This is a genomic window from Microvirga pakistanensis (assembly GCF_004458765.1).
GTDB classification, from domain to species: domain Bacteria; phylum Pseudomonadota; class Alphaproteobacteria; order Rhizobiales; family Beijerinckiaceae; genus Microvirga; species Microvirga pakistanensis.
The window spans coordinates 163733-188204 of sequence record NZ_SPJX01000187.1; the positions used below are offsets into that span (position 1 = coordinate 163733).

Sequence of the window (24472 nt, forward strand, 5' to 3'; positions counted from 1 at the left end):
CTCAATGTTCTACTATAGCATCTTAGATGTCGTTGTTTGGCCTCAGTTGGCGGGAATCGCGTGCTCTCGCTGAGACTTTGAAGGGACCAATCTTGGCAATTTCAGATGGGAAAGGTCGATGGACAGGCGGACGATAAGATGAGTGTCTTGCTTTCAGCCAGAGTACAGAAGCCTATGCAGTGCTTCTCCAGTTGGTTCTCACGCTTGGCCGATGCCAGCCGGCGTGTGCTTAGTACGGCTAAGGATACAACTATCATATGCATGCCAAGAACAGTCGTTCAAATCGTAGCAGGTAATCGATGGCAGGTGAGGGAAGATATTGAGGATCAGGTCGCTGCTTACCGACTTTCTTGCAGAAAAGGCAGGCGGAAGATGGTCTTATATACAGCAGCTTTTGGTGATGCTGATCCATTACTGCTTCCTGATATCATCGATCCAGATGTTGATTATATCTGTTATACAGACCGGCCTCGCAATGATTATGGAGTCTGGCAGCTGCGTTCAGCGCCTTATTCTCATTCCGATCGCACGCGGATTGCACGCTATGTAAAGATGCATCCTCATCAGTTGTTTCCGACCCACGAAGTCGCCGTCTGGATAGACGCCAATATCCTTCTGAAAGGCGACATCCAGAAATACATTGAGATGGTTAGAGGAGTCGGAGCGCAGATGGGCCTGATCGCTCATCCTGATCGAAACTGCTTTTATGAGGAGGTTGAGGCTTGCAAGCGGTTCGGTAAGGACAGGGCCGGAATAATCGATGCGCAAGCGAACAACTATCGAGCCAATGGCCTGCCTTATAAGCAGCCCTTATACGAAACAGGCTTCATGGTCGTGCAACTCCAGGATGCAAAATCTATCGCGGCCCTCCAACTTTGGTGGCAGCAAATTGAGCAATTCAGCCGCCGTGATCAACTCGGTCTAAGTTGGGTCACTCACCAAATGCCGGAGCTAAACATAATTTCGCTCCTACCCCGCGGTAGCTCCGTCAGAAATCACGAGGATTTTCGATATTACCGCCACAGCTACGCACGGGCATTGATAGTTCCCAAGGTTGTCGAGCGGCTTGGTTCTGTCTCACACCCAATAGATCAGTGAGTGTGCGAAACGTTGTTAAGACTGAAATACGTTCGCAACAGCACGGGATTCTTGACGCCGGTTTGAACTTGGAACTGCGAAGCCTCAGCGCACGCTCTAACCATCATGTTATAACAACAAAAGGCCATGCTGTCGCCATTGGCTTCAAGAGAGCAGACTGGATAGCATTTTTTCGCAGGCTTACGCGGTTTGTGCCTGCTTCCAGCGGGGTTGCTGCCTGGGCCATGAGAAGGTATAGCGGCATTCGAACGTTCCTGCCGGACGTCGGCTGGATGCCTTCCCTTTCTGATTAGGCGGGTGCAGAACATTGACGCTTTCCTAGCAAGTGTTGTCTCGCTTCGCGTCCTTTTGGAAGGGAATCAATCCAATGAGGTTAGATTCGAGCTTTCCGATGAACAAAGATCTGCTGCTGAAGAAGTTGAACGACAAGACGGCTGTTATCGGAATTGTCGGGCTCGGCTATGTCGGTTTGCCTCTGTCTCTTCGCTATTCAGAGGTTGGCTATAAGGTCATTGGCTTCGATATCGATCAGAAAAAAGTCGATATCTTAACTAATGGGCAGACTTACATTGAGCACATTGGGGCTGAGGGAGTTGCCAGAGCCGTCAGAAGTGGCTTTGAGCCAACGACTGATCTCTCACGGGCACGTGATGTGGACGCTCTGATCCTGTGTGTCCCCACGCCCCTGAACAAGTATCGCGAGCCGGACCTTAGCTATGTGTTGAATACGGTTGATGCGCTTGTGCCCTATCTCCGGAGCGGCCAGATCATCTCGCTCGAAAGCACGACTTATCCGGGCACCACTGAAGAAGAGTTGAAGCCGCGCATTGAGGGGACTGGCTTGACGGTCGGTGAGGATGTGTTCCTCGTGTTCTCGCCTGAGCGTGAGGATCCGGGTAACGCCAAATTCACCACCCATAGCATCCCGAAGGTGTGTGGCGGCACGACCCCGTCGTGTCTGCAGGTTGGCCTCGCTCTCTATGGCCATGTCATCGACACGGTTGTTCCTGTAAGTTCGACTAGGGCCGCCGAACTGACGAAGCTCCTCGAGAACATCCATCGTGCGGTCAATATCGGTCTCGTCAATGAGATGAAGATTATCGCCGACCGGATGGGGATTGACATCCATGAGGTCATCCGCGCGGCTGCAACCAAACCCTTTGGCTTCGTGCCGTATTATCCTGGGCCGGGCTTGGGAGGGCACTGCATTCCGATCGATCCGTTCTATCTAACATGGAAGGCGCGGGAATATGGGCTTCACACGCGCTTCATCGAGCTTGCCGGCGAGATCAACAGCACGATGCCCGAATGGGTGGTCGAGAAGATTACCGAGGCTTTGAATGACCGCGAGAAACCAATCCGCGGAAGCCGCATCCTCGTCCTTGGCATCGCCTACAAGAAGAATGTTGACGACATGCGGGAGTCGCCTTCCGTAGAGCTGATGAGCCTGCTGCAGGCTAAGGGCGCACGCATTGCGTACAGCGACCCACACGTGCCGAGCTTTCCGAAGATGCGGCGCTATTCCTTCGATCTCAAAAGCGTTGAGCTGACGCCAAAAACGCTGGCCAGCTTCGACGTTGTTTTGCTGGCAACAGACCACGACATCTTCGATTACGAGTCCATCGAAACGCATGCGAAGCTGATTGTTGATACTCGCGGACGGTACCTCGGGGCGCGCAGCAACGTAGTTAAGGCCTGAATGAATATGCAGATCGCAAGTAGGACTCGGTCGGCTTCCGATGGGTCAGAGCGTATTGCCCAATTCAAGCCGCTTCGTTTTGCTCTCGTTCACTTTAGAGCATATGAAGAGACACGCGCATTTGGAGGGTGGCAATTATCACCTGAAGGACAGAAGCATTGAAGCCCAAAGGGGGAGGACTGGTGGAGGCGTTACGCGACGTCAGCGCGGGCTTACGATGGTATGAGCTGTGGCTGACGCTTGGCTGGCGCGATGTTCTCTTGCGGCACCGTCGCTCCAAATTGGGGCCCCTTTGGATTTCAATTAGCATGGGGTTCGTGGCCGGCTGTATGGGAACGCTGTATAGCGCGATCATGCAGCGCTCGCCGCATGACTACATTCCATACCTTGTTGCAGGCTTTACGGTGTGGAATTTGCTGTCAGCAATTGTGAATGATGGCAAAGAAGTCTTCGTTGCCAATGCTGCGGCAATCAGAGAAATTCCAGTTCCGAACACGGTGTATGTGTACCGATTCCTGTGGAGAAATACCCTGATTCTTGGGTATAACATCCTTGTTTATCTTATTGTGCTTGTGATTTTCCAGGTTTCGCCCTTCCCAGCCTTGGCCCTTGCTATCCCTGCGCTGATACTAATCCTCCTGAACGGCGTTTGGGTGGGGCTGTTGCTTGGGTTGATCAATGTACGCTTCAGAGACTTTGGTCACATGATCCCCAGCGCGATGCGCTTGGCTTTTTTCGTAACCCCGATCATCTGGTATGCAAGCAGTGTGAGTGGGCTTCGAGCGGCCTTCGTCCATTTCAATCCGTTGTACTATTTCATTGAGATTTTTCGCGCGCCCCTCCTGGGCGAAGCACCGAGCGCCCTTGTCTGGGGTGTCACTCTCGGGATCACCATTTTGGGATGGGGTGTCACCTTGCCGATATATGCGCATTGGCGTCGGCAAATCGCCTATTGGGTCTAAGGTGACGGCATGCCGCTGATCAGACTCGAGAATGTGACATTGGACTTTCCGCTAGTGTCAACGAAATCCCGCAAAGCTGCGCTGCAGTCCCAGTCGCCAGGGACAGCCGTTGGTGGGCAGCTGGCTGCAGCGCAGTCAGGTCAGTTACGTGTGCGCGCACTTGAGGGTCTCTCTCTTTCTCTGAATCCGGGGGACCGTTTGGCGCTCATCGGTCACAACGGAGCCGGCAAGTCGACGCTGCTACGGGTGATGGCGGGACTTTATGCGCCCACGCAGGGACAAGCCGTTGTTGTGGGCCGAGTTGCGCCGCTTCTAAATCTAAGCTTCGGGTTAGATATGGAGGCAACAGGCCTGGATAATATCTTTGTGCGAGGGCTATTTCTTGGTATGAGCCGTGCTGAGATCAAGGAGAAGCTCAATAGTATAGCTGAATTCAGCGAGTTGGGTGAGTTTCTTGACCTTCCTATGCGGACCTACTCGTCCGGAATGCGTGCGCGCCTTGCTTTTGCCATCTCGACACACGTTGATGCTGACATCCTCCTTCTGGATGAGGTTGTCGCAACAGGAGATGCGGCCTTCTTCCGGAAAGCAAGTCAGCAATTGGAGAATGTCGCAAGCCAAGCGAAGATCCTTGTGCTGGCCTCGCACTCCAACAAGGTATTGCGGGGACTCTGCAACAAAGCTGTGCTGCTTGAGCACGGTAGGCTCAAGGCGATTGGAGCTGTCGACGAAGTTCTTGAGGCATACAAAAGCGCTTCTGTGTAAGGAATGCCCTCTTGGGAATTGGATCAGCCAAGAAAATGAAGATTGCTCAGTTTGGTGCCTTCCACCTCCGGAACTACGGCGACCACCTTCTCCCGCTCATTGCGGCGCACCAGTTGAGAAGTGTCCCTGGTCTTGAACTCCAGGCTGTATCCTCAACAGGATGCAAGTCCGCATTCGACGACGCCGTGTCCAGCATAGGGATCTATGAGCTATTCGATCAGACCGTTGTGCCGGATGCTGTACTGGTCGGCGGAGGTGATATTGTCCAAACAGTTCCCGTTCACAATCGAGACTACGGTCCTGGGGCACGCGATAAACTCACCTTCACAGATCTATGGATAGGGCCTAGTTTATTTTCCTCAGATCGCACATCAGTCCTTTGGAACGCACCAGAAGTCACTAGCTCTATTCCGAATGACTTCCATGCTCTCGCCCGAGAGGCTCTCATTCGGGCTAATTATCTCTCAGTGCGGGATGATCTGAGCCGGCAATATCTTCTCGATGTTTGGCCCGATGCGCAGATTGCAGTCGTTCCAGACACGATATGGGCAGTGGATAGCCTTTGGACCGCTGATCAGTTGTCCGGCGCGTACAATGACCTGTTCGCCGCATTCGGGATCATACCACCAGAACGGAGTGTGATTTTTCAACTCGACCGCCGCCATATCGGACAAGCTGGAGTTCGAGGTTTAGCTGAGAGGCTTGATGCCCTTGCGCACCAGCTTTCGGCGCATCCGGTCATCATCGCGACTGGCTCATTCCGAAGTGAGGATGTGCTCGCAAGAGAAGTGAGCCGGTCTATGTTGTCCGCGCCGGTTGTTCTCGATGCTCCGCGCAAATTGGTAGACATCATATCCTGCATTGCGCATGCATCGTTCTACGCTGGATCGTCTCGGCACGGGTTGATTGCGGCCAGTGTCTTTGGAGTTCCCGGCCTGTGCGTCGCCGGAAACGAAGTAGAGCCCTCGAGAGTATCCGAATTTCACAGGGCGGCTGATGTTCTTGTAGCTGAGTGGAATCAGGTGCCCGAGCTCCTGCCGACACTGTTGTCGGACGATTACAAGTCGAATCTCCGCGCGACGCGGGATCGAGCGAAGACCGAACTTCAGACTCATTGGCAACGGATCCGGCATGAGCTTGAAAAGTCGCTGGACAGTCGATCCGTTGACGAAAAGCAGAACAAACCGCACTGGCACCAACTTGCCGACTATCAATGTAGGTCTTTGGTTGCTCTGGCAGACACGCAAGTTCGTGCGCAACGTACCCTCAAGCAGATGGAGATTGATCGTCAACAGAAAGAAGTCAAAAAATTGCAGAAGGATGTGAGAGGTCTGCAGGCGGAAGTTCGACGAATGCGCAACTCGCTATCTTGGAGCGTGACTCTCCCCCTCCGGTCCATCGCTCGCCGTCTGCCGCGTGCTGCGACGCTTGTCCAGCGCGGGCTTGCTGCAACAAAAAAAGCAGTAATGCTGCGACTGTCAAGTGCTGCGACTGCTGCAGCTGGGGATAATCAATGGCAAGTCGACGAGAAGGTCTATGAGAAGATAGCTTCCTACCGCGAAGAGGCCAACGTCAACAAGCGAAAGATTGTAATCTATACGGCAATTTTTGGTGGTTATGACAAGCTTTTGCTTCCGGAGCACATAGATAGGGACGTCGATTACGTTTGCTTCACAGACCAGCCGCGCAACAACTATGGCGTTTGGCAGATGCGCTCAGCGCCTTATTATCATCCTGACCCGACGCGGATTGCCCGTTGGGTAAAAACACATCCCCACGAGCTATTTCCGGATCATGACGTCGCCGTCTGGCTCGACGCCAACATTGTTCTCAAGGGGAACCTCAACAAGTATATCGAGATGGTATTGCTTGAAGGTGCGCATCTAGGTTTCGTCCCGCATCCCCATCGAGAGTGCTTCTATGAGGAGGCTGAGGCATGCAAGCGGCTTGGGAAAGATAGTGAGTCGATCATCGACCAGCAGGTTGACCATTATCGCCGACATGGGCTCCCCCCTCATCAGCCATTGTTTGAAACTGGCTTCATGGTTGTTCGGCTTGGGAACCCCACTACGACTGCAGCACTCTATTCCTGGTGGCAGCAGCTCGAGCAATTCAGCCGCCGTGACCAGCTGGGGCTTGCTTGGGTAATCCACCACCTTCCAGGCCTGCGCATCGTTCCACTGTTGCCGCAGGGAGCCTCGGTACGCGATCACGACGACTTCAACTACTTCCGGCACACGTCATCCCGTGTTTTGAAGATCCCGAACAAACTTCTACAACTCGGGCAAGTTGTTGGTCCGGCTGACGATGTCGCTTTCTCTCATGTGAAGGATCAGCACCTCTCACAGCTCCGTGACACGCCCATTGATATCATCGTTTGTGTTTACAACGCACTAGAAGACGTTCGCCTCTGTCTCGAATCCGCGCGAAGCAATCTGCTGCCGCCCCACCGGATTATTATTGTCAATGACCGCTCCAATGAGGAGACGACTGGGTATCTTCGGGCGTTCGCCGCGGGCGATAAGCAGATCGAATTGATCGAGAACGAGGAGAATCTAGGATACACACGCTCGGCCAGTCGCGGACTGGCTGCTGGATCGGCTGGGTTCCGGATCCTTCTTAACAGTGACACTATCGTCAGCGCAAACTGGGCGCTGAAAATGCTTGATGTGGCAAACAGCAGCGAAAGGATCGGTATCGTCGGGCCACTTTCGAACGCTGCAGGTGCACAATCTATCCCGAACATCAAGAGTTCAGGTACAAACACTGCTATCAACATCCTACCGCACGGTCTCACACCCGCGGAGATTGATCTTGCGTGTGAGCAATGGAGCTTCGCCCATCTCTTCCCACGTGTCCCGCTGGTGCACGGCTTCTGCTTTGGTGTGAAAAAGGAGGTCATCGACAGTATCGGGCTGTTCGATGATGAGAATTTCAAACGTTACTATGGTGAGGAGAACGATTACTGCCTCCGAGCATCGGCTGCTGGGTTCGAGCTCGCACTCGCCACCAACACGTTCGTTTTTCACCGTAAGTCACGCAGCATCGAAGAGGAGAAGAGAATTGTTCACATGGCTGAGGCCGGACAACGCCTGCGCGAACTCTACGGTGCAGAGAAAATAACTGTGGCGTGTCGTCAAGTAGAGGAACATCCGCTTCTAGAGCGGATGCGCAGACGGGCTGCACCATATTTCGACGGTGGGTGGGCGAAACAGCAGGTCTCCAAGGATCGGGCGGTTGCCTAGAAGAGTGTCGCCTATGACAAAGAAGTTCTTAGTAACAGGTGGTGCTGGCTTTATCGGTTCGGCTGTCGTCCGCCGCCTCATCGGTGAGACCTCTCACCAAGTGCTTGTGGTCGACAAGCTGACCTACGCAGGCAATCTCGACTCTCTGGCGTCAGTCGCAAGCAATCCTCGCTATGCATTTGTTCAGGCTGACATTGCCAATGCGGCTCACTTGGAAGAGGTGATCCGGCGCTTCGAGCCGGATGTCATCATGCACCTTGCGGCCGAGAGCCATGTGGACCGCTCGATCGACGGTCCCGGCGAGTTCGTGCAAACCAATGTGGTTGGAACGTTTGCTCTCCTGCAGGAGAGCCTGCGCTACTGGCGGGCTCTAAGCGGTGAGCGCCGCGACAACTTCCGCTTCCACCATATCTCAACGGATGAAGTGTTCGGCTCTCTGGGTGAGGAGGGCTTTTTCCAGGAGAACACTCCGTATCAGCCAAACTCTCCCTACTCGGCTTCTAAGGCTGCGTCAGATCATTTCGTGCGGGCTTGGCACCATACTTATGGCCTGCCCACTGTTGTGACGAATTGCTCCAACAACTACGGGCCTTATCATTTCCCCGAGAAGCTGGTCCCGTTGATGATCCTCAATGCCCTCGAAGGCAAGCCGCTGCCCGTCTATGGCAGAGGCGAGAACGTGCGCGATTGGCTCTATGTCGACGATCACGCGGAAGCGCTCATTCTTGTGGCTGAAAAGGGCAGGGTGGGTGAGAGCTACAACATCGGCGGCTGGAACGAGCGTAAGAACATCGATGTTGTCCGCGCCATCTGCAGCCTCGTGGATGAGTTGGCGCCGAATGCTGACATCGGCTCCCGTGAAGGGTTGATCTCGTATGTGGCGGATCGGCCTGGACACGATTTGCGCTATGCCATTGACGCCAGCAAGATCGAGCGGGAGCTGGGCTGGCGGCCGGCTGAGACCTTCGAGACCGGTCTGCGCAAGACAGTCGAGTGGTATCTCGACAACCGCGCATGGTGGGAGCGTGTGCGGTCCGGTGTGTACCGTGGTGAACGGCTTGGTGTTGTGGCATAAGTGAAACCTGACGATGCTTGACATTCAGCCGACAGCAATCTCGGATGTGAAGATCGTGACGCCGAAGCGTTTCGGTGATCATCGCGGCTTCTTCAGCGAGACCTATAATCGACAGCGCTTTGGCCGGGGAGGCATTAGCACGGAGTTCGTGCAGGACAACCATTCCTTGTCGGTCGCGGTGGGCACGGTGCGGGGCTTGCATTTTCAGAGTGCGCCCTTCGCACAGGATAAACTGGTCCGGGTTGTGCGCGGCCGCATTCTCGATGTCGCAGTTGACCTTCGACGCTCCTCTCCAACCTACGGCCAGCACGTCGCCGTTGAGCTTTCCGCGGAGAACGGCCGCCAGCTTTTTGTGCCGATTGGGTTCGCTCACGGCTTCTGCACTCTCGAGCCGAATACCGAGATCGAGTACAAAGTCTCGGCCTATTATTCCGCAGCGAATGATCATGGTTTGGCTTGGAACGATCCGACCTTGGGCATCGAGTGGCCCGTTGATCCTGCCAACGCCGTCCTGTCCGACAAGGATCTCCAGCAACCCCTGTTGGCAGACCTGCCAGCCTACTTCCCCTAAGGATCGGAATTCCTGCAATGCGCATTCTTGTGATCGGGGTGAGAGGGCAGGTGGCCCAGGCGATGGCTGAGCGGGCTTCCTCTCACGGGGTGACGGTCCAGCTCGTCGGACGTCCAGAACTGGATTTGTTGCAGCCAGATAGCATCGAAGCCGTCGTCCGCAATTCTGAGGCTGACGCGATAGTCAATGCGGCCGCCTACACTGCTGTTGATCAGGCGGAGGCAGAGCCGGATCTTGCCATGGCCGTCAATGGAACTGCGGCAGGAGTTATCGCGGCAACGGCGGCCCGCCTCCGTATTCCAGTCGTGCACCTCTCCACGGATTACGTCTTTGACGGAACTCTGGACCGTTCCTACCGTGAGGTGGATCAAGTTCAACCCCTCGGAGTATATGGCCGCTCGAAACTGGCCGGAGAGCGCGCCGTCGCAGCCGCAACTCCGAACCATGTCATTTTGCGGACGTCGTGGGTTTACAGCCCGACCGGCAAAAATTTCGTCAAGACAATGCTGCGTCTCGCCACTGATCGGGATGAGGTCTCGGTCGTTGCCGATCAGTATGGAGCGCCGACAAGCGCTCTCGACATCGCGGATGGAGCAATCGCAATCTGCCGCAATCTTGTTGAGCGGCGAGATAAAGCGGGTCTTCGTGGTCTATTTCATATGACAGGCGCCGGTTCCACCAGCTGGGCTGAGTTTGCCTCTACGATCTTCGACCTGTCCTGTCGTTTCGAAGGTCCGAGCGCTCGTGTGCGTCCGATCACAACCGCTGAGTATCCCACGCCTGCACGGCGCCCGGCCAACTCCCGGCTCGATTGCACGAAACTCGCCGCGACATACGGCGTCACTCTCCCACCCTGGCAGCGGTCGCTCGAGCGCTGTGTTCGTCGTCTCGTTCGGCCTGCCTATGTAGATGAGATACAGTGAAATGAAGGGCATTATCCTAGCCGGCGGCAGCGGCACACGGCTGCACCCGATGACGTATGTGACATCCAAGCAGTTGTTGCCGATCTACGACAAGCCGATGATCTATTATCCCCTGACCACGCTGATGCTGGCCGGGGTCCGCGACATCCTGATCATCTCCACCCCTGATGATCTACCGCGCTTCCGGCAGCTTCTCGGATCCGGTGAGCAGTGGGGCATCCGCCTGTCCTATGCGGAACAGCCCAAGCCAGAGGGTTTGGCGCAGGCCTATGTAATCGGCGCTGATTTCGTGGCCGGCGGCCCGTCGGTGCTAATCCTAGGAGATAACGTCTATTACGGCCATGGCCTGACGGACCTACTGCAGTCCGCAGCAAGGCGCACCTCAGGCGCATCTGTATTTGCCTACCATGTGACTGACCCTGAGCGTTACGGAGTGGTCGAGTTCGATGCTGATGGGCGAGCTATCTCAATTGAGGAGAAGCCGCAGGCGCCGCGTTCCAGCTGGGCTGTAACGGGACTGTATTTCTATGACCACCAGGTGGTGGATATCGCAGCAAAGCTTAAGCCCTCTGCCCGAGGTGAGCTCGAGATCACGGATGTGAACCGGATCTACCTTGAGATGGATCAGCTTCAAGTAGAGCTTATGGGGCGCGGCTATGCTTGGCTCGACACTGGCACGCCGGACAGCCTTGTTGAGGCCTCGGAGTTCGTGCGCGCCCTCGAGAAGCGACAAGGCTTTCGGATCGCCTGCCCGGAAGAGGTTTCGTACAACTCTGGCTGGATCACCCGCGAGCAGCTAACTCAACTCGGAATGCAACTCGCCAAAAGTTCCTATGGACAGTACCTTCTAAAAATCGCTGACGGTATGAATTAAAAAGTGTTTTGGTGAGCGCCACTCAAGGGATCGGTAGAAACACTAGCGCCAGCCTCGCCCTTTCGTTTGCTATGTGAGGCGTGCGCCATGGCCTGATGCGTTCTGGCAAGTGGTTTCTCCCGGGAAGTTGGACCACTGAATGTAAGGGATTTCAATTAGATTCCTGATGCGACGGAGTGCTGACCGATGAAGAAGACCCGCTTCACAGACCAGCCGATCGCCTATGCCCTGCAGCAGACGGAGGCCGGCACGCGCACGCCGGAGGTCTGCCGCAAGATGGTGGGTCTGAACCCACCTTCAATCGAGGAAGGCAGAAGTACAGCGGCCTCATGCTCTCTGAGGTCAGAAAGCTGCGGCATCTGGGGGAGGAGAGCGCCCGCCTCAAAAAGCTCGTGGCGGACCTCACCTTCAACAAGGATATGCTCTCGGAGGTGATTCGGCGAAAACAATGACGCCTACTCGGGCCGGGAGATCGTCGACTTGGTGCGTACCGTCTTTTAGGTTTCGATCCGCCAGGCCTGCCGGGCCGTACCGTTCCCGCGGTCAACGTATCACTTCCGCTCCTGCCGCCCGAAAGTTGCGTTGGCCATGGATTAAATCTGAGGGCAGATCCAATTGCGAGCAAATTCCCTTGCGGGCTGGTCTAGGTTCCAGGGATCAGGTCAATGAAGGTTTTGCTTTCCCGAACGATGATCGATCTAAAATAACATACTATAGGTCGGGTGGGGCGTATTCCGCAGGACAATCATATCATTCGAAGGGGCTGCTTCCGATAAAATCAAACTACTTTAAGCTCCATACATCCCTTATAGGCAGAAAACTGGAGATGGCGTGCGTAATCCTCCGAATCTGAGCAACGAGCAAAACTTAGCATTAGAGCGCGCAGGGAAAATGATGGAGGCCGGTGATTTCAATACGGCGTCCACATACCTTGAAGGCGCCAAAGTAACAAAGGGTCGGGCATGGCGGATGCTCCTGCGATGCTATTTTCAGACTCATCGTTTTGAAGACCTCACCTCGACGTATGAAACAATGTCAGCGGAGCACAAGGGGGATTTAGTCAGTCGATATCTCTATGTTGCAGCCGCCGCCAACATGAACCGACCTGATGCTGTGAAGCAGGTCGTAGAAGAAGTCTTGGGCGAGCCAGATAGCCCAGCGGCAGCAGAGTTCCTGACTAAGGCATATCCCTTTTTGCGGGGGGTGAACGCTCAAGTACGGAAAGCGGTGATCCGGCGTATCGAAACCCACAGTACTGAACTCACAGCGGGGTATTTCGACCTGCTCTTGAAGTGCTCCCATGATCTTCAAGAGAGAGGCTGGCAAGCTGAGGCAGCCAAACTAGAGATTGCGTTAAAACTTGCAGCTACGAGCGGGTTACGCAGCGAAAAGCTTGAGATCTATAATGCGCAGCTTCATTTTTGGAACGGGCGGTATGACCTTCAGCTGGCGGGGGTGAATAATGTTCTTAACAGCCATAATCTAGATCTTGTCGGGCTGATCGATGAGAGCTCGCCGTTATCATGTGAGAACCTTGAGACGAACTCGAGTCTAAACAAATCGGTGAGTGGTCCTCTCGTATCAATATTGATGCCTGCCTATAACAGTTCTCAAACCATCGCATACGCAATGGAGTCAATACGTCGGCAAACATATCATGACTTGGAATTGATTGTCGTGAACGATGGAAGTAACGACGATACTGCTCAAATAATTGCGGATTTCTCTGCAGTTGATACCCGTTTCCGAGTGATTTCCCTCCAGAGGAATGAGGGAACATTTGTTGCCAGGAATATAGCTTTGGCAGCGGCACGTGGGGAATTCGTTACCAATCAGGATGCAGACGATTGGGCGCATCCCGAGAAGATTGAGACTGCTGTAACAGAACTACAGACTGACAAATCGATCATTGCTACTTGGGTACAGCATGTTCGCTGCTCAAGTCACAAAGGCTTCAGGGCACTAAGTGGCTACATCAGGCCAGATGCTTCGTCACTTATGTTTCGGCGGAGACCTGTGATGGAGAAAATCGGTTGGTATGACTCCGTTCGAGCTGCGGGAGATGGGGAATTTCACCTGCGGATGGAGCGCGCGTTTGGGAGTCAGAGTATTCGGCTGCTAAATAAGCTCCTCTCTTTCGTAAATTGGTCAGAGAACAGCTTATCGGGTGATGGGGTCTTCCGAATAGATAACGATTTAGGTATCTACAGCCCGGTGAGATCTTCATACCGTCATGCTTTCGGTGTGTGGCATGAAACGGCTGACCCTCTCTACATGCCATTTCCACTGGATCGGCGACCCTTTCCAGTTCCAGATAGCATTCTGCCATCTGAGGGATCCGAGTTTCGCCCCAAGATTCGTGGATTGGGATGACACGTGCAGCCATTCGGGTTTACTGAGAGTCTCCGGGGTTGGTGCTTGTCAAGATCTCAATGATGTTGGTTCGGTGTAAGCCACGTCTTCAGGCAGCGTCTTTGAGATTTCGCCTAGTGGCATAGGACCATGGCAGCAACTCATCGAGCAGTTCGCCAATGGTGGCCCAGAGAGCTTTTTTCGTCCGCGCCGCAGCCTTACGCAGCAGTGCTTTGAGCTTCGCAAACACCTGTTCGATCGGGTTGAGGTCGGCATGCTTTGACACACGCACACGCGCGACGGTCGCTTCGATGCGCAAGTTGCCCTCCATCAGGCGCACGGGCGATCAAAGAAGGGGCCCGGCGCAACGAAAGCTCGGGCTCACGTCATTTCAACTCGCACGCACTAGCCCTTCCATTGCAATCCTAAGGTAAGCTTCACCCTCGGTGATAGGACTACAACCAAAAAGGAGCTGTGATGCTTCTTCCTGCTCCCTTGAGTTCCCAGCTCCGGCGGGTAAGTACAGCCGGGAAGTACTTATGCTTGGGCGCGGGGTTGGAGGGCTAGTTAGATGTTCCATGTTCAGGAGTACCGTTGCTTTGCACGACACAACCTGACCAGGTACAATATTCTCAACGATACCTGCCGCAATTGTGCTTCGAACGGGCAGAACAATATCTTGTCCCTGGCTCGCATATAACGGCCAGTGAGTGATACCCAGCTTGAATCCTGCGCGCGCCAAGCTCTCCCACTGAGCAATGTCCTTGTCAAAGGATCTGCTCATGTCGGAAAAATCCCCAACTATGATCACATCAATGTCTCTGATTGGCTCCCTCTCGCCTAGTAGGATTCGTGGGGCAGGAAACCGTCGCACTGTGTTGATGGACAGGTCAGGTTCTGGCTTGGCGAGTTCCATAGCATGCCAATAACGATACGCTTCTTTGTACTGCCTGCGGGCGCCGTAGTGAATAGAGGAAATTCCAGTAGCTTTAGACTGCGTCAGGGACGTTGGGCTGTATAGGATGAGCGTCAAAGGTGTAGTTGGGTAAAGTTTATTCTTTGTTATTTTGTATTTACTTAATACTCTCTCATAAAGCTCTGAATCCGCCCCTACTTTTGTGAGATCCCACCCACCAAGATCTTTTATTATTTCCGTTCTCAACAATAGCGAAGAAGTATTCTCAATGAACATCCCGCCGGTATTGGCTTTTACGTCGAAACGTAAATCCCGCGATGTGCGCACACCAACTGTCGTATTTGTGCCATGTGGATTAGAGATTGCATCTAGCATTTGTACGGCGAATTTTTCTGGGTGCGACCAATCATCAGCATCATGGACGGTAACAAAATCTCCAGTCGCATGCGCTAATGCGGTGTTTCTGGCTGCATATGCACCGCCGTTTCGTTCGTGTCTGATTGCCACAACACGACGGTCAGCTTGAGCAAAGCGCTCTATCACGCGCCACGTTTCATCTTGACTTTGGTCATCCACAACTATGACTTCGATATTTGTCCAAGTCTGGTTCAAAATACTTTGAATGGCTATAGGAAGTGTATCTGCGCAATTGTATGCGGGAACCAGAACGCTTAACTTCGTTGTAACATCTACGTTGCGCGGTCTGTAAGCGGTAATATTATCCAGCGTTAAAGCGGCGGATTCGTCGACCTTTACAATTTTCGAGAAACCCTCTCGTTCATATATGCGATTGAGGCACGCCAGTCGTTCAGCATCAATATCGGGCGTGTTGTCAGAGCGGCCCAATCGTGCATGGTGAATGTTGGCCGCGGATAAGTAGATCTCTGAGGCGGCCTTTTCCCACTTCGACGCTCGCTGAAGCCATCGCTGAGCCTCGTCAACGCGGCCGAGCTTTAGTAAGCATTCCACCATCATAAGTTGAGTATTGGTGTTCTTATTTAGCTCAGGTTCTGCGGCTGTCATCAGCATCAGATTGTCGAGCGCGCTGCTATAGTTTCCATTGTATGCGTACCATTGGGTGAGAGACCAAGCAGCGGCAGTCAATGTATCGGGGATACCCTGTTTCGAAAGTTTTAGTTGTCCAGAAAGCTTTATCTCCTCAAGCTCTCTCGCCGCCCTGTCTCCAAATCCAGACCACATTTTCAAAGAGAGGGGATGAGTTCGAGGCCTGTTAAGTTTGAATTTCTTGGATTTCCGGCCAAAGCGCCAGAACTGGTCATCCCGTAAAATCTTCAGCGTTAAGGTTCGCATCTCCACCCGTAGGGCGTTCTTGATATAGCTCAGTGTGGTCATGTTTTATATCTGCTCAGAATTGATTGTTGCGGCTCTGCAGCTTGAGTAGTTTTAAGACTCAAACGAGCTCAAGGAAAGCTCGTTTGCTATAGGATATTCAGAGTTTAGCCTGCCTGATACGGCCAGTGTCTATTCGAGTAATTGTGATTTACGTTCTAGTTCCGATTCTTGCTGATCTACTCAAAATGCACGAAACTCGACGAGGCCCTTTTCGTAGTTGCGATGCTGTGTCACAGTCATTTGATAATCCTCTACCCAAGCCGAAGTAATTGCTTGTTCGTCGGGTCGTCTTGCATCATCCAAAACCACGAGGGCGCCTCGAGCAAGTTTTTGTCGTAGCTCCGGGATCGCAGGAAATCGCGCGAAGCGTCCTGTTGCTTGAGGTGGGCCATCAATGATGAGTACCTCGATTGAGTCGTGTTTGCTTAGGGCGCCTGCAGTGCGGTACCAACTCCATTGCTCGCCTAAGGGAGATGGCTTCTTCGGCGTCCATGGCTCTAACGGAGCGAACTCGACTTGAGCAAATTCGAGCAATTCCTCCGTCTCAAGCAATCGAGCTGTCGTCTCGGCATGTTGCTCATCACTTTCCAAAGTGAGGAGTTGTCCGGCGCCGTTCTCGCGCAGAGCGGCCGCCGCGACGAGAGTTGATACGCCGCTGCCCAACTCAACTACAGTCTTGGGTCTATTATTTCGGATGATAGTGTAGATATGCAACAGAAAGTCCGGTGATGCGGCCCATCCTCTGGTCCAAGGTAACGGGCGCTGTATATCTAAGAATCTTTGTAACCATAATATGCTTTCAATTTGACGAAATTGATTATCTTGACCGTCAATGATGCTCTTCTTGATAGCAATCTCGCTGTTCTTGCTGAGAGTGATAAGTCGTTCGTAGTGGCGCAGAAGGCTATCTAGATCAGAGCTCGCAAGCTTGTTTGAGGGGCCAGGTGTGGTAGAAAGCAGTTCAAGCCGACTGCTTAGTTCTAGAATGGACCTTGTCAATGTCGGGTCCGTATGGGATCTCTCTTCGAGAGAGGAAAGTGATCGATGGATCTTATCCAGATTTTGATTGATCAGTTTAAGCTCCTTGCGGAGGCTTTCCGATGCGCTTCTTCGCTCAAGCCCTAGTGCACCAAGTACATTCCTTATCATAGTTCGCAGCATGTTCCACTTTCGTTTGCATTGACCGGCACAGTCCCAGCGGCTGATTGCCTCCTGGCGGTGGATCAACACAGCCCCTGATTCAAAGAGCAAGGGACGATATCGCGGCCGATCGTCGTCTGGTCTCTGACGCGGATGTAGCCGAACATGCGCTGTGCGCCAACTAGGTGTGAGGTTCTGAAATGGGGTGTGATGGGCTGAAGATGAAAATGGTTACCCTCGGTGATATTCCCGTGATGGATCTGCTAGATTGGGCCACAGCAAGTCCTAGACAAATAATCGACTGCTGCAACGCGGACAAAGGCGTGATCTGGGTCGATTGATGCCGTGGAATCTAGAGGCCGAGGGCATTGTACCCAGATCATCGATCGAGGCGACGCAGCCGTGGTGCGGCCGTGAAGGCGGTTGGTTGGGGTCTGCGATGCGAGTGCATCAATCCTGTTCTGGCAGATGGACGATCAGCTTGTGGACACGGTTTCTCCTTGGCTCTGCAATGGGAATCAAGGGAGATGACTCTGTGATAGCCCCAATTGCCACGGTCCTTTAGTCCAAAGTGGAAGTTTTGTTAAGCATCACGCAGAGGGTTTCCAAGCCCTCACGTCTATGCAGGCAGAGCTGAGCTCGGCAAATATGAAACCAGCGGAGAGCCATCGACGTACTGAAGGGCCTGAACTAGACACCTGAACCTTGCGGATGCAAGGTGCTTTTCCGGGACAGAAATCCACACACCAGAATTTACATCTCGGCGAAATGCAAGAAACTACGGCACAAGCCTACTAAGAAGGCACCATGACAGTAGAGGCTTCCTCTCATTGACAGCTTTTATCCAGCTGAGAAGAATATGTGCTGAATCTTGTTTATCGTTAACACACTTGAGCAATCATAGGTTAGATCCGCCCGGAAGAAGCCGCCATTGAAGCAGCAGAAACAGGCTGGAAGGCTGAGGTGAAAGGACCTTGTGAACGCATGAAATGGGCAAAGACATTGGAGATCTCATTCATCTGCGCCATGGCAGCGCTCGTCTCGCTGGCGGGTTCTGCCGCAGCCGCCGATAAAGAGGTGACCTTCGCTTATCAGGACATGGTTACGCCGCTGCGGGTGCTCATGGACGAAGGCACTATTGAAGAGGAGACAGGCTATAAGATCACTTGGCGCAAATTCGGGGGGGGCGGCGACGTCGTGCGCGCTATGGCTTCAGGCGCCGTGCAGATCGGCGAAGCCGGCTCAAGCCCTATTGCAACAGCTGCGTCGCAGGGCATGGATATTCAGCTGTTCTGGATCTTGGATGACATTGCTGACGCTGAGCAATTGGTCGTGCGCAACGGCTCCGATATTAACTCTATCGCAGATCTCAAAGGCAAGACCGTCGCAACTCCGTTCGTGTCAACGGCTCATTTCCAGCTGATCTTCGCTTTAACCGATGCAGGGGTAAATCCGAAGGAAGTGACTATCCTCAATATGCGTCCGCCAGAAATCGCTGCAGCCTGGGATCGGGGAGACATCGACGCCACATTCATCTGGGATCCCGTCCTCGGCAAAGCTAAGCAGAACGGAAAGGTTCTCGTATCGGCGGGTGATCTCTCTAAGAAGGGCCGTGCAACCTTCGACGGCATCATGGTTGATCGAGCATGGGCTGAGGCCAACAAACCTTTTCTTGTCAAGCTTGTGAAGTTGATTGCGCAAAAAGACGCAGAATATAAGGCCAAGGCAAAGTCTTGGGACGCAGTATCCCCTGAGGCAAAGGCAATATCGAAACTCACAGGTGCGGCTCCTGCTGATGTTCCCGGCTCTCTCGCAGCCTATCGTTTCCTGTCGCTCGATGAGCAAGCATCCGCAGACTGGCTTGGTGGTGGGGCGGCGAAAGCCTTGGCCGAAACCGCACAGTTTTTAAAAGAGCAGGGCCGAATTTCTGCACTCGCCCCTGATTACGCCAAATTCGTAACAGATGAGTACGTCAAAGCTGCAAAGTGAGAGGCTTCAAAGCGGAAGGTTGCGCTCATAAGGTGCGACCTCTTTGCATATGGAGGGTGGTATACTCGAAATCAGTAATCTCAGTGTTCACTATGGAGAAGGCCAGTCGAGAACTGTTGCTCTATCGCACCTGGATCTGACGATTAGGTCTGGTGAGTTTGTTGTTGCTCTCGGCCCATCCGGCTGCGGGAAAACAACGCTTCTGTCGGTGATTGCAGGCTTTGTTACGCCAACGGACGGTGAAGTTCTGTTGGATGGGGCTGAGATCAGGGGGCCGGGCGCAGACCGTGGTGTCGTTTTCCAGCAACATGCACTCATGCCTTGGCTCGACGTGACTGACAATGTCGCCTTTGGTCTGAAGATGCGTGGCATCTCCAAGGTAGAGCGGCGACGCATCGCGGGCGAAATGCTCAGTCTTGTTGGGTTGTCGGAATTTGCAAGTCATAAAATTTACCAGTTGTCAGGTGGCATGCAGCAGCGGGTCGGGCTTGCTCGGGCGCTGGCGAACGATCCGCGCGTTCTGCTGATGGACGAGCCCTTCGGGGCCCTCGATGCGTTAACTCGCGAACAGGTGCAGGAGTTGACGCTTGACCTCTGGCATCGCACCAAAAAGATAGTGTTCTTCATCACCCACGACGTGGAGGAGGCGATCTTTCTGGCCACCAAACTTATAATCATGAGCCCGCGCCCTGGCAGAATTGTCGAGACTATTGATCTGGGGTTCTCTGAACGCTATATCGAGACTAGCGACACGCGGGCTGTGAAATCATCCCCTGATTTTATCGCTGTCCGTGAGCGCGTGCTGGACTCGATCCATAGCCGCAACCATCACTTCAACACTGAGGTCTGAAATGGATGACTTGTCCATCTCTGAGTGCGGTGCTGCTAAGAAAGTTTCCGTGCCCAAGATCTCCGGGCCTTCCCGACAGCAAAAGCTGACTCAGTGGCGAGAACTTCTGTCCCAAGTATCGAATGTGCCGAAACATCTGATCAGCATCTTTACGGTCGTTCTTTTGTTGGTCCTTTGGGCTATTACTACCCATCAGGGCTGGATCAAGCCGCTTTTCCTACCCACGCCGGGAGCCATCGGCACAGCAATTGAACAGGCGATCTATGGCGAACTTGATAGTGAGCCGCTCTGGGTTCATCTCGTTACCAGTCTACTTCGTGTTATGGGGGCCTTTGCATTAGCTGTCACATTAGGTGTTCCGCTGGGACTCATTATGGGCGTGAACCGGGTGGCCCGCGGCATCTTCGATCCGCTGATCGAGTTCTACCGTCCACTGCCGCCGCTGGCCTACTTGCCGTTAATGATTATCTGGTTCGGCATTGGCGAGACCTCAAAAGTTCTTCTCATCTTCCTTGCGTGCTTCGCGCCGGTTGCTGTTGCTGCGCGTTCCGGTGTCCTGTCCGCCTCGGAAGCGCAAATCAACGCGGCGCGCTCTATGGGTGCAGGCCGGATGCAGGTTTTGCTGCACGTCGTCCTACCGGCGGCTCTGCCCGAGATTTTCGTCGGACTACGGATCGGGATGGGAGTTGGATGGACTACTCTAGTGGCCGCAGAAATGATTGCGGCCAACGCAGGCGTTGGCCAAATGGTTCTCAATGCATCAAACTTCCTACGCACGGATGTTGTGATAATGGGGATTTTGCTCATCGGCTTGTTCGCCAGCCTGTTCGAGTTCGGCATACGCTGGCTTGAGCGCATACTGGTACCATGGAAGGGCAGGGGATGACTGCAGCTTTAAGCCATCTGGGGCTGTATAGACCAGCCTTCCCGACAGCTTGGTGAGCCTTACAAGATGAGTTGAGTTCCAGAGACGGGGAGGCATGGCTCTATGCCGCGGTGACCTGCCACGGAGGTTTCATTCCGAATTCGTCTCGCGCGCTCTCGATCTGTGGGCCTATCGGAATGGAGTTGTTCTGGACTTCTCGCGTCCCGGCAAGCCCACCGGCAACAGCTTCGTCGGGGCGTTTAACGGTAAGGTCCGGGCCGAATGCATCGATCAGAACTGGTTCTTGTCCCTGGCCGATGCCAGGCTAAAATGTGAGGCGTTCCGCCATGAGTACAATGGCGACAGACCGCACAGCTCGATCGGGCATAAAACCCCGGTGGAGTTCATGAAATCCATCGGCATCCCCAGCCTGCCGCCGTGATCGAGGCCGGAAAACTCTAGCCTCGGGTGGTCCAACAAAAGGGCTCAGCGCAAATCAACCAGCGGACCCCAGCTCTGAGCGGAAGAAACTCAGGGCTCACCTCACCTCGTAACCAAAGTCTCGATAATCAAGCGTAGATGCTCCTTCCACACCCTTCCAAAGGCTGCCCAGCCACTGGTCAGCCTCTTTGGTATATCCGCTTCCTCCGTGAGGTGTCGGCGTGAACTCCCCGAAGACTGCACCGCGCGTCGTCGCGTACATGTCGATGCGCATAAACATGTTGAGCATCCGGCCGACCGTTCTGACTGTGTCGATAAGTTCCTTGTAACATGCCGGCCGCGGAAGAGGCTCTTTCTGGAGCTCCTGTGTCGTCTGTATCTTAAACCCAAGATCGGACCAGTCGTCCTTCATGAACCAGTGTCTATTGGCCTTGATGTTGACGCCACTGTTTCTTTCAACGACATGGACAAAGGCTATCCTTTCGCCAAAGCAATAGAATTTATAATCAAGCGGAATTCCGTCCTTTTGATCCCAATTGATCAATAATTCTTCAATCAGAAATTTTCCCCTGAATTCACGGCCTGCATAAGACTGATTGACAGCATCTATCACAGAATTCCTGTTGTAAATTTTTCCATCGAGGAGATTTACGCCCTCCGAAATAACAAATACGTTTTTCGCCGAGTATCCGCTCGATGGCTTTAGAACGAATTTGTTTGGGAGATTCGAGAACTCTGGTATCTCTTCAATCCTTGGGTATAACCCAATCTCCTCTGGAACCTTAAAACCGTTGTCCTTCATGAAAGAACGGCCCTCAAGTTTCCCGGAAAGTCGACTATACTGCGGCAACTGTCTCTTAACCCACCATCGCTCTCGGCGTGCATGGAGGTGTTCACTAAAAGTCATTTGAGGACGAATAGTGCTATTTACTTCGCCAGTCATTTCCAAGCCACAAAAATATCTATGAACACGCACAGACTGTCCGCACGCAGTTCGTATTGCCCGCCCATTCGATATTTAGCAAGCCCTTGGAGGCGTGGCACGTGGAGGCAGTTTGAGGCAACTCCTCTAAGTTTCCCGTATTCTTCGCTGCCAATATTTAACAGCTTCCGTTTCAGTCCAGATCACTCGCGGGAGGCTTATTGCTAATGATGCGTGGCCCATGCAACTTGCCCTTAGATTTGATCCAGAGTATCAGCCGTGAGTGGTCGACAGCGATTTGGAGCTTTTTCGGAGCTTAAGTGCACGATGTACCATCCCAATCATTCCATCATAAGTGAGGTACAGGGGCTTCGTGCAATCGCAGTCTTGTTGGTCCTGATCTATCATATTTGGCCTGAGGTTCTTCCGGGCGGATATGTCGGTGTTGACGTCTTCTTCGTTATTTCAGGGTTTCTGATCACCGGTTCCCTTGTCAGGGAATTCGAGACCAAAGGACGTATTAGTATCCCCAGCTTCTATGCCAGGCGTATCCGGCGTTTGCTTCCTGCCGCGATGGTGGTGTCAGCTGCAATCGCGCTCAGCATTCCATTTTTTCCAAAAGGTCAGTGGCCTGACATCGTCAACGGGATCGTCGCAAGTGCTGCTTATGTCCAGAACTGGCTCCTAGCGGCCCAGGCGGTGGACTACCTGGCTGGCGACACCAAAGGTCCTACGAACCACTTCTGGTCGTTATCAGTGGAGGAGCAATACTATATTTTCTGGCCACTGATCCTCTTTCCCATACTTGTTCTAACGCGGAAAATAGGCCTTAGCGCCTATAACGGTTTCGCGGGGATGATCGCTGTCGTCGGGGCTGGGTCTCTGGCATGTTCTATCTTCCTTACCCCTTTCGATCCTGGAACGGCCTATTTCGCGACCACGACCCGAGCATGGGAGTTAGCGCTCGGCGGTGCCCTCGCCATTTATTTTGAACGGAGTAGCATCTCTCATTTTTTCCGAGCGCTTCTTGGATTGATCGGCATTCTTGGGATCATTATAGCGGGCCTTGCTTATGACAAGAGCACTCAATTTCCGGGATATGCAGCGCTGCTCCCAACCTTGGCCGCGACCGCCATTATTGCATCAAGCGGATCGCAGATGTCTTGGTCTCCTCGTGTCGTATTGAACGCGAGACTAATGCAGTATCTCGGTGATATCTCGTACTCACTCTATCTTTGGCACTGGCCTCTTGTCGTTGTTTACGCAGAGGTAGCAGACCGGGTCATAGGTCTTGTGGACGGAATGCTCATCCTCTTTGTTTCGTGCTGCTTGGCTCATACCAGCAAAGTCTTTGTTGAGGATCGATTTAGAACTTCTTCGTTCACCTTTGGTAGGACGATCGCTGTGGGTGCGGGATGTGCCGCGGCGACAATCCTGATAGGGTTGGGCTTTCTTGCATGGTTTAATCCGGTTCAGGGCCCTGGGGACCTGAATGGTCGCCTTGGGGCGGTGGCAATGGTTGATCCTCGGTACAAGTGGCGAGAGGAGGATATCGCTACCTTCATTCCGAGACCGGAGAATGTGAAGGCCGACGTGCCATCCATCTACGCCGCCAAGTGTCACCAGGGGCAGCGCGAGAGCGAGGTCTTGACATGTACTTATGGTAATCCAGCCGCCAAGACGAAAGTTGTTATGATCGGCGATTCTCATGCAGGGCACTTCTACCCCGCATTTGAGGAACTGGCGCGCAAGGGCTCGATCAACTTCCGCGGCTTATCCAAGTCCGCATGCCTGTTCTCGCTGGAAGCGGTTTACCACGCGCCGTTCAAACGCCTCTATACCGAGTGCCTTGAATGGTCCAAGAACGTAATTGCCTGGCTGGAGCGGGAGCGGCCAGATTTGGTTTTGATCTCGCAATCCCCAGCTTACCCTGAGACAGCTGTGAAGGGCATGGTTGCAGCGTGGTCCCGGTTGCTCAAAATGGGGCTTAATGTGCGCCCTGTTCGCTCGACTCCTTGGCTCGGATTCGATGCGGAGAAATGTCTGACTGGAAGCAAGAACTGGGATATTGAATGCGCTCCCAAGCGGAATGATTCCTTGCGAAGAGATCCTGCGCAGACAGCGGCCGAAGAGCTGGGACTGCGTATGTTGGATTTGACAAATTACCTGTGCGACGCTGAGCGGTGTCCGACCATAATCGGTGGCATTTTGGTCTATCGAGACCGACACCACTTGACCGCGACATTCGCTAAAACTCTAAACAAGGTCTTTGCAGTAGAATTATCGCTGCAATCTGAAAAATAGAAATCGAAGGCTGGGGATCAAAAAAGACACTCCGGGCGGCCGAGCAGGACCGGCCGGACTGGGCTCGTCACCCCTGATCTCGGGGCACACAGGATTCATGGCTTCCTGGTGACAAGCCTCTGGTTGGT

Annotated in this window: 19 protein-coding genes and 1 pseudogene; 15 read left to right on the forward strand and 5 right to left on the reverse strand. The window is 53.5% G+C overall.

Annotated features, from left to right (window positions below; all coding sequences use genetic code 11):
- Window positions 1-105: 105 nt before the first annotated feature.
- The 10 genes from E4K09_RS12540 to E4K09_RS12585 all read left to right on the forward strand — a co-directional run bounded on the left by E4K09_RS12540 (window position 106) and on the right by E4K09_RS12585 (window position 13585).
- Window positions 106-1098, forward strand: coding sequence for a glycosyltransferase domain-containing protein (locus E4K09_RS12540; protein WP_134497448.1), 993 nt, complete (start codon window positions 106-108; stop codon window positions 1096-1098).
- 391 nt (window positions 1099-1489) lie between these two features.
- A complete protein-coding gene (locus E4K09_RS12545) occupies window positions 1490-2797 on the forward strand; it encodes a nucleotide sugar dehydrogenase (protein WP_134497450.1) in 1308 nt (435 codons plus the stop codon).
- A gap of 158 nt (window positions 2798-2955) precedes the next feature.
- A complete protein-coding gene (locus E4K09_RS12550) occupies window positions 2956-3759 on the forward strand; it encodes an ABC transporter permease (RefSeq protein WP_134497452.1) in 804 nt (267 codons plus the stop codon).
- Between the two features lie 9 nt (window positions 3760-3768).
- Entirely contained in the window at window positions 3769-4524 is a 756-nt protein-coding gene (locus E4K09_RS12555; RefSeq protein ID WP_134497454.1) for an ABC transporter ATP-binding protein, read from the forward strand.
- Window positions 4525-4559: 35 nt separating this feature from the next.
- Window positions 4560-7769: a glycosyltransferase domain-containing protein gene (locus tag E4K09_RS12560; RefSeq protein WP_134497456.1), complete on the forward strand. Its 3210-nt coding sequence runs from the start codon at window positions 4560-4562 to the stop codon at window positions 7767-7769.
- A 13-nt stretch (window positions 7770-7782) separates the two neighbouring features.
- Complete coding sequence (rfbB, locus tag E4K09_RS12565; RefSeq protein WP_134497458.1) at window positions 7783-8844, forward strand: dTDP-glucose 4,6-dehydratase; 1062 nt, start codon at window positions 7783-7785, stop codon at window positions 8842-8844.
- A gap of 13 nt (window positions 8845-8857) precedes the next feature.
- Entirely contained in the window at window positions 8858-9415 is a 558-nt protein-coding gene (gene rfbC / locus E4K09_RS12570; RefSeq protein ID WP_134497460.1) for a dTDP-4-dehydrorhamnose 3,5-epimerase, read from the forward strand.
- Window positions 9416-9432: 17 nt separating this feature from the next.
- Window positions 9433-10338 (forward strand): dTDP-4-dehydrorhamnose reductase, encoded by a 906-nt coding sequence (gene rfbD, locus E4K09_RS12575; protein ID WP_134497462.1) that lies wholly within the window; start codon window positions 9433-9435, stop codon window positions 10336-10338.
- Between the two features lies 1 nt (window position 10339).
- Window positions 10340-11212, forward strand: coding sequence for a glucose-1-phosphate thymidylyltransferase RfbA (rfbA, locus tag E4K09_RS12580; RefSeq protein WP_134497464.1), 873 nt, complete (start codon window positions 10340-10342; stop codon window positions 11210-11212).
- Between the two features lie 831 nt (window positions 11213-12043).
- A complete protein-coding gene (locus E4K09_RS12585; protein WP_134497466.1) occupies window positions 12044-13585 on the forward strand; it encodes a glycosyltransferase family A protein in 1542 nt (513 codons plus the stop codon).
- An 88-nt stretch (window positions 13586-13673) separates the two neighbouring features.
- Here E4K09_RS12585 and E4K09_RS12590 read toward each other — a convergent pair whose 3' ends face one another.
- The 4 genes from E4K09_RS12590 to E4K09_RS30665 form a co-directional block, all read right to left on the reverse strand.
- Entirely contained in the window at window positions 13674-13883 is a 210-nt protein-coding gene (locus E4K09_RS12590; RefSeq protein ID WP_134497468.1) for a hypothetical protein, read from the reverse strand.
- Window positions 13884-13955: 72 nt separating this feature from the next.
- Window positions 13956-15833, reverse strand: coding sequence for a glycosyltransferase (locus E4K09_RS12595; RefSeq protein ID WP_134497470.1), 1878 nt, complete (start codon window positions 15831-15833; stop codon window positions 13956-13958).
- Between the two features lie 180 nt (window positions 15834-16013).
- On the reverse strand, window positions 16014-16994 hold the full coding sequence (locus E4K09_RS12600; RefSeq protein WP_134497472.1) for a class I SAM-dependent methyltransferase: 981 nt from the start codon (window positions 16992-16994) through the stop codon (window positions 16014-16016).
- Window positions 16995-17878: 884 nt separating this feature from the next.
- Window positions 17879-18001, reverse strand: coding sequence for a hypothetical protein (locus E4K09_RS30665; protein ID WP_280177457.1), 123 nt, complete (start codon window positions 17999-18001; stop codon window positions 17879-17881).
- On the opposite strand from E4K09_RS30665, the gene tauA reads away from it, so the two are divergent.
- The 4 genes and pseudogenes from tauA to E4K09_RS12620 form a co-directional block, all read left to right on the forward strand.
- Window positions 18000-18962, forward strand: a complete 963-nt coding sequence (gene tauA, locus E4K09_RS12605) for a taurine ABC transporter substrate-binding protein (RefSeq protein ID WP_244610474.1) — start codon at window positions 18000-18002, stop codon at window positions 18960-18962. The two genes, E4K09_RS30665 and tauA, sit on opposite strands and share 2 nt — an antisense overlap.
- Window positions 18963-19011: 49 nt before the next feature.
- Entirely contained in the window at window positions 19012-19812 is an 801-nt protein-coding gene (tauB, locus tag E4K09_RS12610; protein ID WP_134497990.1) for a taurine ABC transporter ATP-binding subunit, read from the forward strand.
- A gap of 1 nt (window position 19813) precedes the next feature.
- Window positions 19814-20698 (forward strand): ABC transporter permease subunit, encoded by an 885-nt coding sequence (locus tag E4K09_RS12615; RefSeq protein ID WP_134497476.1) that lies wholly within the window; start codon window positions 19814-19816, stop codon window positions 20696-20698.
- A gap of 133 nt (window positions 20699-20831) precedes the next feature.
- Window positions 20832-21119: pseudogene (locus E4K09_RS12620) on the forward strand (integrase core domain-containing protein); the annotation flags it as partial.
- Window positions 21120-21215: 96 nt separating this feature from the next.
- Here the strand turns inward: E4K09_RS12620 and E4K09_RS12625 are convergent.
- Entirely contained in the window at window positions 21216-22061 is an 846-nt protein-coding gene (locus E4K09_RS12625) for an ATP-grasp fold amidoligase family protein (RefSeq protein WP_134497480.1), read from the reverse strand.
- 306 nt (window positions 22062-22367) lie between these two features.
- Here E4K09_RS12625 and E4K09_RS12630 point away from each other — a divergent pair, with 306 nt between their 5' ends.
- A complete protein-coding gene (locus E4K09_RS12630) occupies window positions 22368-24344 on the forward strand; it encodes an acyltransferase family protein (RefSeq protein WP_134497482.1) in 1977 nt (658 codons plus the stop codon).
- Window positions 24345-24472 lie beyond the last annotated feature (128 nt).

Excerpts from the sequence above, each read along its gene's own strand:
- rfbA (WP_134497464.1), top strand. The coding sequence starts at position 10,340 with ATGAAGGGCATTATCCTAGCCGGCGGCAGCGGCACACGGCTGCACCCG.
- E4K09_RS12600 (WP_134497472.1), bottom strand. The coding sequence starts at position 16,994 with ATGCTGCGAACTATGATAAGGAATGTACTTGGTGCACTAGGGCTTGAG.
- E4K09_RS12560 (WP_134497456.1), top strand. The coding sequence starts at position 4,560 with ATGAAGATTGCTCAGTTTGGTGCCTTCCACCTCCGGAACTACGGCGAC.
- E4K09_RS12625 (WP_134497480.1), bottom strand. The coding sequence starts at position 22,061 with ATGACTGGCGAAGTAAATAGCACTATTCGTCCTCAAATGACTTTTAGT.
- E4K09_RS12630 (WP_134497482.1), top strand. The coding sequence starts at position 22,368 with ATGTACCATCCCAATCATTCCATCATAAGTGAGGTACAGGGGCTTCGT.
- tauA (WP_244610474.1), top strand. The coding sequence starts at position 18,000 with ATGGCAGCGCTCGTCTCGCTGGCGGGTTCTGCCGCAGCCGCCGATAAA.
- E4K09_RS12595 (WP_134497470.1), bottom strand. The coding sequence starts at position 15,833 with ATGACCACACTGAGCTATATCAAGAACGCCCTACGGGTGGAGATGCGA.
- E4K09_RS12615 (WP_134497476.1), top strand. The coding sequence starts at position 19,814 with ATGGATGACTTGTCCATCTCTGAGTGCGGTGCTGCTAAGAAAGTTTCC.
- E4K09_RS12540 (WP_134497448.1), top strand. The coding sequence starts at position 106 with ATGGGAAAGGTCGATGGACAGGCGGACGATAAGATGAGTGTCTTGCTT.
- E4K09_RS12545 (WP_134497450.1), top strand. The coding sequence starts at position 1,490 with ATGAACAAAGATCTGCTGCTGAAGAAGTTGAACGACAAGACGGCTGTT.
- rfbD (WP_134497462.1), top strand. The coding sequence starts at position 9,433 with ATGCGCATTCTTGTGATCGGGGTGAGAGGGCAGGTGGCCCAGGCGATG.
- E4K09_RS12555 (WP_134497454.1), top strand. The coding sequence starts at position 3,769 with ATGCCGCTGATCAGACTCGAGAATGTGACATTGGACTTTCCGCTAGTG.
- rfbC (WP_134497460.1), top strand. The coding sequence starts at position 8,858 with ATGCTTGACATTCAGCCGACAGCAATCTCGGATGTGAAGATCGTGACG.
- rfbB (WP_134497458.1), top strand. The coding sequence starts at position 7,783 with ATGACAAAGAAGTTCTTAGTAACAGGTGGTGCTGGCTTTATCGGTTCG.
- tauB (WP_134497990.1), top strand. The coding sequence starts at position 19,012 with ATGGAGGGTGGTATACTCGAAATCAGTAATCTCAGTGTTCACTATGGA.
- E4K09_RS30665 (WP_280177457.1), bottom strand. The coding sequence starts at position 18,001 with ATGGCGCAGATGAATGAGATCTCCAATGTCTTTGCCCATTTCATGCGT.